A 6,629-nucleotide genomic window follows, 5' to 3' on the forward strand; every position below is an offset into this window, starting at 1 on the left:
TAATGCCTTGCACAGGCAGGGCACGTACCGCCAACCCGGACGGCTCTCGATCAGACAGTCACTATCTGATAATCTGATTCCTGTGCGAGAACTCACCGCTTCCGAAGCGTCCCGGTCGTTCTCCTCCGTACTCGACGACGCGGAGAACGGCGAAACAATCGTGGTCACGCGCAATGGGCGCCGAGTGGCGCTCATCGTCCCCGCGCCGCGCGCGAACGGCGCCGCGGTATGCGCGGTGTTCCACCGTTGGGGTGGCAAGCTGAGCGCGGACGAAACCTTCGCGGACAACGTTGCCAAGGTTCGCGAAACGGCGTCCGCCGAGGGGGACAGCGACCCGTGGCACGATTGATTCTCGACACGGGCGTGCTCATCGAGGCGGCCCGGCAACGACTGCCGTCCGATGCCATCGGTAGTGACGATGATGTCGCCGTACCCGCTGTGGCGATCGCGGAGTACCGCGTCGGCCTGCTGCTCGACCCGAATCCGGCCCGCCGCGCGGCACACACGGCCTACCTGGACGAGATCCTGGCTGTCACACCGACCGTCGAGTACACCATCGAGATCGTCGATCACCACGCCGAACTCATAGCGCACCTCCAACGCACCGGACAAAGCCGAGGAGCCCACGATCTGATGATCGCCGCAACGGCTCGCGCGACCGGCAGGGTGCTCGTGACCACTGACGCCCACGCACGTTTCGACGAACTCCCCGATGTCGAGGTGCGGCTGCTCGAACGCAGCCGGTGAATCCCGGGCCCGCGAAAGCCCGGGATTCACCGGCTGGGCACAACCTCAGGAGACCGGCAGTGCCCGCCGCTCGTCCAGCGCCTGCTCACGCTGACGCTGCTGCTCGGGCGACAGCCCGCTGAACGCGTTCCCGGTGTCGGCACCGCAGGCGGTGTCGTGCGCCGGACGCTGCCCGTCCACCAGGAACCGGTTCACGGCGTTGTTGCCACAGGCGTTCGGCGCGAACACGTACACGCCGTGGCCGCCCTGGTCCACCGTCACCATCCGGGCCCGGTCACCCAGTGCCCGGCGGGTTTCCCGCGCACCGACGAGCGGCGTCGCCGGGTCACGCAGGTTCTGCACGACCAGGATGTTCGACGGACCGCGGTCGCCGATCTTCACCGGCGGTTCGAGCGGCTGCGACGGCCAGAACGCGCACGCCCAGATGTTGGCCGCCGCCGCGCCGAACATCGGGTACCGCTCCCGGTCGACGGCGACGTTGTGCTGATACGTCGCCACCGAGCGCGGCCAGGCGTTGTCGTTGCAGGCCACGTGCAGCTGCGAGGCGAGCAGGTTTTCGATGGCCTCCGGCGGCAACGCCGCCGCCTCGACGGCGGGTGTGACCCCACGGGTCAGTGCCTGCCACTGCTGCGCCAGCTTCGGGAACGAAGTGGTGTCGTACAGCGCGCCGAGCACCCCGGCGCGGAACGCGGAACCGTCGATGGCGCCCACCGGAGTCTTGTCGAGCCGCTCGGCCAGCGCGAAGTAGTTCGCCGTCACCTGCTGCGGCGTCTTGCCGAGCCCGTAGCTGTCGTTGCGCGCCGCCGCCCACTTCGCGAAGTCCGGGAAGCGGTCTTGGAAACCCTGGCCGAACCGGCGCGAGCCGGTCACGTCGAGGCCGCCGGGGCCGACGACGCTGTCGAGCACGATCCGGTCGGTCCGCTGCGGGAACAGCGTCGAAAACACCGAGCCGAGGTACGTGCCGTAGGAAATGCCGTAGTACGAGATCTTCTTCTCGCCCAGCGCGGCCCGGATGGCGTCCATGTCGCGGGCGGTGTTCGCCGTGGTGATGTAGGGCAGGATCGACGCCGTCTTCGAGGTGGCGCACTTCTTCGCGACGCCCTCCACCGCCGTGGCGCGCTTCGCGACGTCGGCCGCGTCACGCGCGTACGGCGGCACGTTGCTCTGCAGCGTCTTCAGGTCGCAGGTCACCGGCGTGCTGTGGCCGACACCCCGCGGATCGAAGCCGATCAGGTCGTAACTGTCGGCGACACTGGCGGGCAGGCCGAGTTGCAGCAGCTGTAACGGCATGTTCAGGCCCGGCCCACCGGGGCCGCCCGGGTTCATCAGCAGGACACCGCGGCGCTGCGCGGGTTTCGTGCTGGCCAGGCGCGACACGGCGACCTGGAGCTTCTTCCCGTCCGGCTTCCGGTAGTCGAGCGGGACGTCGAGCGTGCCGCACTGCAGTTGCGGAGCCGCGACGTCGGCAGGGCACGGGCCCCACTTCACCGCCGGGCTCTCCGCCGCGGCGGCGGTACCGGGTACGACGATCGCGGTCGTGGCGACCGCGGCGGCCAGCAGGCCGAGTCCGCGCGAGACGGACGAACGCATCCCAAACCCCCTGATATCGACGGCATCGTCGGAATCAGGCTAGGGACTTCCCACCGCGGGGGCGTCCGTCTCCGGGCGTATCCGGCGTCCCCCACGGTGGTGAATCCCGCGTCAGGGTTTTCCCTACGCCCGTTCGGCGGCTTCCGCGCGCACGGCCTTCTTGATCGCGTCGGCGACCGCCGGGGCGACGGCGTTGTCGAACACGCTGGGCACGATGAACGACGCGTTGAGCTTGCCGTTGTCCACGACGTCGGCGATCGCGTCGGCCGCGGCCAGCAGCATGGTGTCGTCGATCTTGTGCGCGTGCGCGTCGAGCAGGCCGCGGAACACGCCGGGGAACGCCAGCACGTTGTTGATCTGGTTCGGGAAGTCGCTGCGGCCCGTGGCGACGACGGCGGCGTGCTTCTGCGCCTCCAGCGGGTCGACCTCCGGATCCGGGTTGGCCAGCGCGAACACGACGGCGTCGTCGGCCATGGTGGCCACCTGCTCGGCGCCGAACAGGTTGGGCGCCGAGACGCCGATGAACACGTCGGCCCCGACGAGCGCCTCGTGCAGCGTGCCGGACGCGCGCTGCTTGTTCGTCTCCGCCGCGATCGAGGCCAGGTTGTCGTCGAGGTCGCCGCGGTCGGGGTGCACGATGCCGTTGATGTCGGCGGCGACGATGTCGGCCGGGTTCTTGCGCAGCAGCAGGCGGATGATCGCCGAGCCGGCCGCGCCGACGCCGCTGACCACGATCTTGCAGTCTTCGATGTTCTTGCCGACCACGCGCAGCGCGTTACGCAGCGCGGCGACGACGACGATCGCGGTGCCGTGCTGGTCGTCGTGGAACACCGGGATGTCGAGCTGCTCGCGCAGCCGCGCCTCGATCTCGAAGCAGCGCGGCGCGGCGATGTCCTCGAGGTTGATACCCGCGTATACCGGCGCGATCGCCTTGACGATCTTGATGATCTCCTCGGTGTCCTGGGTGTCCAGGCAGACCGGCCAGGCGTCGACGTCGGCGAACTTCTTGAACAGCGCCGCCTTGCCCTCCATCACCGGCAGCGCCGCGGCGGGGCCGATGTTGCCGAGGCCGAGCACGGCGGACCCGTCGGTGACCACGGCGACGGTGTTGCGCTTGATGGTCAGCCGCCGGGCGTCCTCGGGGTTGTTCGCGATCGCCTGGCACACCCGCGCGACACCGGGGGTGTACGCGCGGGAGAGGTCGTCACGGTTGCGGAGCGCGACCTTGGGCGTGACCTCGATCTTGCCGCCGAGGTGGATGAGGAAGGTCCGGTCGGAGACCTTGCGGACCCGCACGCCCGGCAGCGAGTCCAGGGTCTGCGTGATGTCCTGCGCGTGGTTCTCCGACAGCGCGTTGGCGCTGATGTCGACGACGATCGAGTCGGCGTGCGACTCGACGACGTCGAACGCCGTCAGGACACCGCCGACACGCCCGACGGCGGTGGTCAGATCACCCGCGGCGGTGGACGACGCCGGGGCCTCGACCCGGACAGTGATCGAATACCCGGGACCGGGAACCGGCATGGCACTTACCCCCGCTGGGAAACTCCGAATGGGACGGGTGAAACCCTAGCCCCGTGATCGGCGCCACGCGGCCCCAGCTGGGTGACTGACCAGTAACAACGCTACTTGTTGATCTCCGTCTGCGGGTGCCGGTAGGGCACCTGCTCGAGCGGGAACGTGGTGTCGCCGAACGGCGACAGCGCGCCCTGCCGGTCGGCGGCCAGCTCGGTCACCGGGTGGTCACCGTTCTCCGCAGGCCACGTCGGGTCGATGCCCTTGCTCTTGCTCTGCTGACCCTTCGCCACAACGCCCTCCAAGAACTTGCTCAACCGGTCCTCAGGTACACAGTCTGCCTGAGCACGGCTCGGGGACCGGCACCAGCCCGGTATCCTGGTCGTCTATGCCCGCGACCTCTTTGGCGGACTGGCTGCGTGCGGAGTCCGACGACGCACTGACCGCGCTGCTCCGCTCGCGGCGTGATCTGTCGACCCCGCCCCCGTCCGACACCACCGTGCTCGCCACGCGCGCGGGCACCCCGGGCTCGATCGCGCGGGCCTGCGAGGACCTCGACACGTTCACCCTCGCCGTGCTGGACGCGCTCCTGCTCGCGGGTGCCGACGCCGGGCCGGTACCGCTGGCCGCCATCGCCGACCTCGTCGGAGCCGACGTCGCCGAAGCCCTCGCGCGGCTGCGTGCCCGCGCGCTCGTGTGGGGACCCGACGACGCGTTGCGCGTACCGCCGTCGATGCGGGACGCGCTCGGGCCCTTCCCCGCCGGTCTCGGCGCTTCGTCGCCCGCGCTGGCGGGAGCCGACGTCGAGACGTTGCTCGCGGACGTCGGCGCGGACGAGCGAGCACTACTGACGACGTTGTCGGCGGGCCCGCCGATCGGCCGGACCCGCGACGCCGGCCTCGACATCACCTTGGCGCGCGCGGAAACCCCGGTGCAGCGGCTCCTCGCGCGCGGGCTGTTGCTACGGCGGGACGATCAGACCGTCGAGCTGCCGCGCGAACTCGGCGTGGCTCTTCGCGGCGGCGTGGTCTTCCCCGAGACGTCACTGTCCGAACCGGACCTGCCGGTCCATCCACATCAGACGTCCACAGTGGACAAGACGGCGGCCGGCGAGGCGATGGAACTGCTCCGGCACACCGAGGCGTTGCTGACGTCGTGGGCCGAGCAGCCGCCGCCGGTGCTGAAATCCGGCGGTCTCGGCGTGCGTGAACTGCGGAAACTCGCCAAGGATCTGGAGGTCGAGGAGGCACACGCCACGTTGCTGGCCGAACTCGCCGTCGGTGCCGGGCTGGTCGCCGACAGCGAAGCGGCCACGCCGGAGTGGGTGCCGACGACGCTCATGGACTCGTGGCTGGCCTCGCCGACGGCGCAGCGCTGGATCACCCTGACGCAAGCGTGGCTGGAACTGCCGAGGCTGCCGGGGCTCGCGGGCGGGCGGGACGCGAAGGACAAGCCGATCGCGCCGCTGTCGGAGGAACTGCGGCGTCCGCTCGCGCCGGTCGCGCGACGGCGTGTGCTCGCCGCGCTGGCGGAGCTGCCCGAGGGCGCCGGGGTGAAGAGCACCGACGAACTCGTCTCGGTCCTGGCCTGGCGCGCACCGCGCCGGGGCGGGCGGCTGCGCGACGAAACCGTGCGCTGGACGATGGCGGAGGCCACCTCGCTGGGCCTCGTCGGCCTCGGCGCACTCACCAGTGCGGCACGGGCCCTGCTCGACGAAGACCGTCCACGAGCGGTGGAGAAGATCCTCGACGCGCTGCCCGCGCCGGTGGATCACGTGCTGGTCCAGGCGGATCTGACGGTGGTCGCGCCCGGACCGCTGGAACCCGAGCTGGCCGCCGAGATGGCCGCGGTCGCCGACGTCGAATCCGCCGGGCACGCGACGGTCTACCGCATCACCGAGGCGTCGGTGCGGCGCGCGCTCGACACCGGCCGCACCGCGGACGAACTGCACGCGCTGTTCCGCGCGAAGTCGGCGACTCCGGTGCCACAGGCGCTGAGTTACCTCGTCGACGACGTCGCCCGGCGGCACGGCCGCCTGCGTGGCGGGGCCGCCGGTTCGTTCCTGCGCTGCGACGACGAAGCACTGCTCGCGGAGGTGCTGGCGAGCCCGGTCGCCGCGGAATACGACCTGCGGATGATCGCGCCGACCGTGCTGATCAGCCCGGTCCCGCTGGCCGAGGTCATCGACGGCCTGCGTGCCGCGGGTTTCGCTCCCGCCGCCGAAGGCCCCGACGGCCGGGTCCTCGACCTCCGGCACGGCGGACGGCGCCTGCCCGCCAAGGCCCGCGCCGCGCGGCGGGGCACCGGGGAGCAGGCCGTGCTGACCGACGAGCAGGCCGAGCGCATCGTTTCGAACCTGCGTGCGGGCGACGCCGCCTCCGCACGTCGCCGCGGCGCCGCCGTGCGCGCCCCGGTCGGCGGCGGCGCGGACACCTCGGCGACGTTGGAACTGCTTTCACGGGCCACGCTGGAACGCCGCGAAGTCTGGATCGGCTTCGTCGACTCGCGAGGCACGGCGAGCCAGCGGGTCGTGCGGCCGATCCGCGTCGGCAGCGGAGTCCTGGAAGGGTCGGACAACGAGCGATATCCGTTGCACCGCATCACCTCGGCAGCGCTGGTCGAGGAGTAGCGGGCCGAAACGCCCCAATGTGGCGTTGGGTGCGTTGGACGCAACCAACGCCATGGACCGCCCCGGGTTTCATGGAGGCTGTTGCCTTCATGAAACCCGGTCACGCCGCTACGGGCGGTGGTGACCGGTGGGTCTGCTCGTACTCCAG

The 6,629-nt window shown here is 70.7% G+C and carries 6 protein-coding genes; 3 read left to right on the forward strand and 3 right to left on the reverse strand.

All coding sequences use genetic code 11. The features are described from left to right. The first annotated feature begins 82 nt into the window (after positions 1-82). Positions 83-349, forward strand: coding sequence for a type II toxin-antitoxin system Phd/YefM family antitoxin (locus ACFWY9_RS35255; protein ID WP_378340893.1), 267 nt, complete (start codon positions 83-85; stop codon positions 347-349). Beyond that, a complete protein-coding gene (locus ACFWY9_RS35260; RefSeq protein WP_378328699.1) occupies positions 337-747 on the forward strand; it encodes a PIN domain-containing protein in 411 nt (136 codons plus the stop codon). The genes ACFWY9_RS35255 and ACFWY9_RS35260 overlap by 13 nt, the downstream gene beginning before the upstream one ends. A gap of 45 nt (positions 748-792) precedes the next feature. On the opposite strand, the gene ACFWY9_RS35265 is transcribed toward ACFWY9_RS35260, so the two are convergent. From ACFWY9_RS35265 to ACFWY9_RS35275, 3 genes are all read right to left on the reverse strand, one after another. Then, positions 793-2,337 carry an alpha/beta hydrolase gene (locus ACFWY9_RS35265; RefSeq protein WP_378328700.1) on the reverse strand — a complete coding sequence of 515 codons (1,545 nt, stop codon included), beginning with the start codon at positions 2,335-2,337 and terminating at the stop codon, positions 793-795. Between the two features lie 123 nt (positions 2,338-2,460). Next, positions 2,461-3,861 carry an NAD-dependent malic enzyme gene (locus ACFWY9_RS35270; RefSeq protein ID WP_378328701.1) on the reverse strand — a complete coding sequence of 467 codons (1,401 nt, stop codon included), beginning with the start codon at positions 3,859-3,861 and terminating at the stop codon, positions 2,461-2,463. 101 nt (positions 3,862-3,962) lie between these two features. Beyond that, positions 3,963-4,145, reverse strand: coding sequence for a hypothetical protein (locus ACFWY9_RS35275; protein WP_378328733.1), 183 nt, complete (start codon positions 4,143-4,145; stop codon positions 3,963-3,965). Between the two features lie 95 nt (positions 4,146-4,240). Here ACFWY9_RS35275 and ACFWY9_RS35280 point away from each other — a divergent pair, with 95 nt between their 5' ends. Beyond that, positions 4,241-6,481 (forward strand): helicase-associated domain-containing protein, encoded by a 2,241-nt coding sequence (locus ACFWY9_RS35280; RefSeq protein ID WP_378340894.1) that lies wholly within the window; start codon positions 4,241-4,243, stop codon positions 6,479-6,481. Positions 6,482-6,629 lie beyond the last annotated feature (148 nt).

The sequence above is a fragment of the Amycolatopsis sp. NPDC059027 genome (assembly GCF_042739735.1).
GTDB lineage: Bacteria > Actinomycetota > Actinomycetes > Mycobacteriales > Pseudonocardiaceae > Amycolatopsis.

Bases quoted from the DNA above. Each gene is read 5' to 3' on its own strand.
- ACFWY9_RS35270 (WP_378328701.1), bottom strand. From the start codon at position 3,861: ATGCCGGTTCCCGGTCCCGGGTATTCGATCACTGTCCGGGTCGAGGCC.
- ACFWY9_RS35280 (WP_378340894.1), top strand. From the start codon at position 4,241: ATGCCCGCGACCTCTTTGGCGGACTGGCTGCGTGCGGAGTCCGACGAC.
- ACFWY9_RS35265 (WP_378328700.1), bottom strand. From the start codon at position 2,337: ATGCGTTCGTCCGTCTCGCGCGGACTCGGCCTGCTGGCCGCCGCGGTC.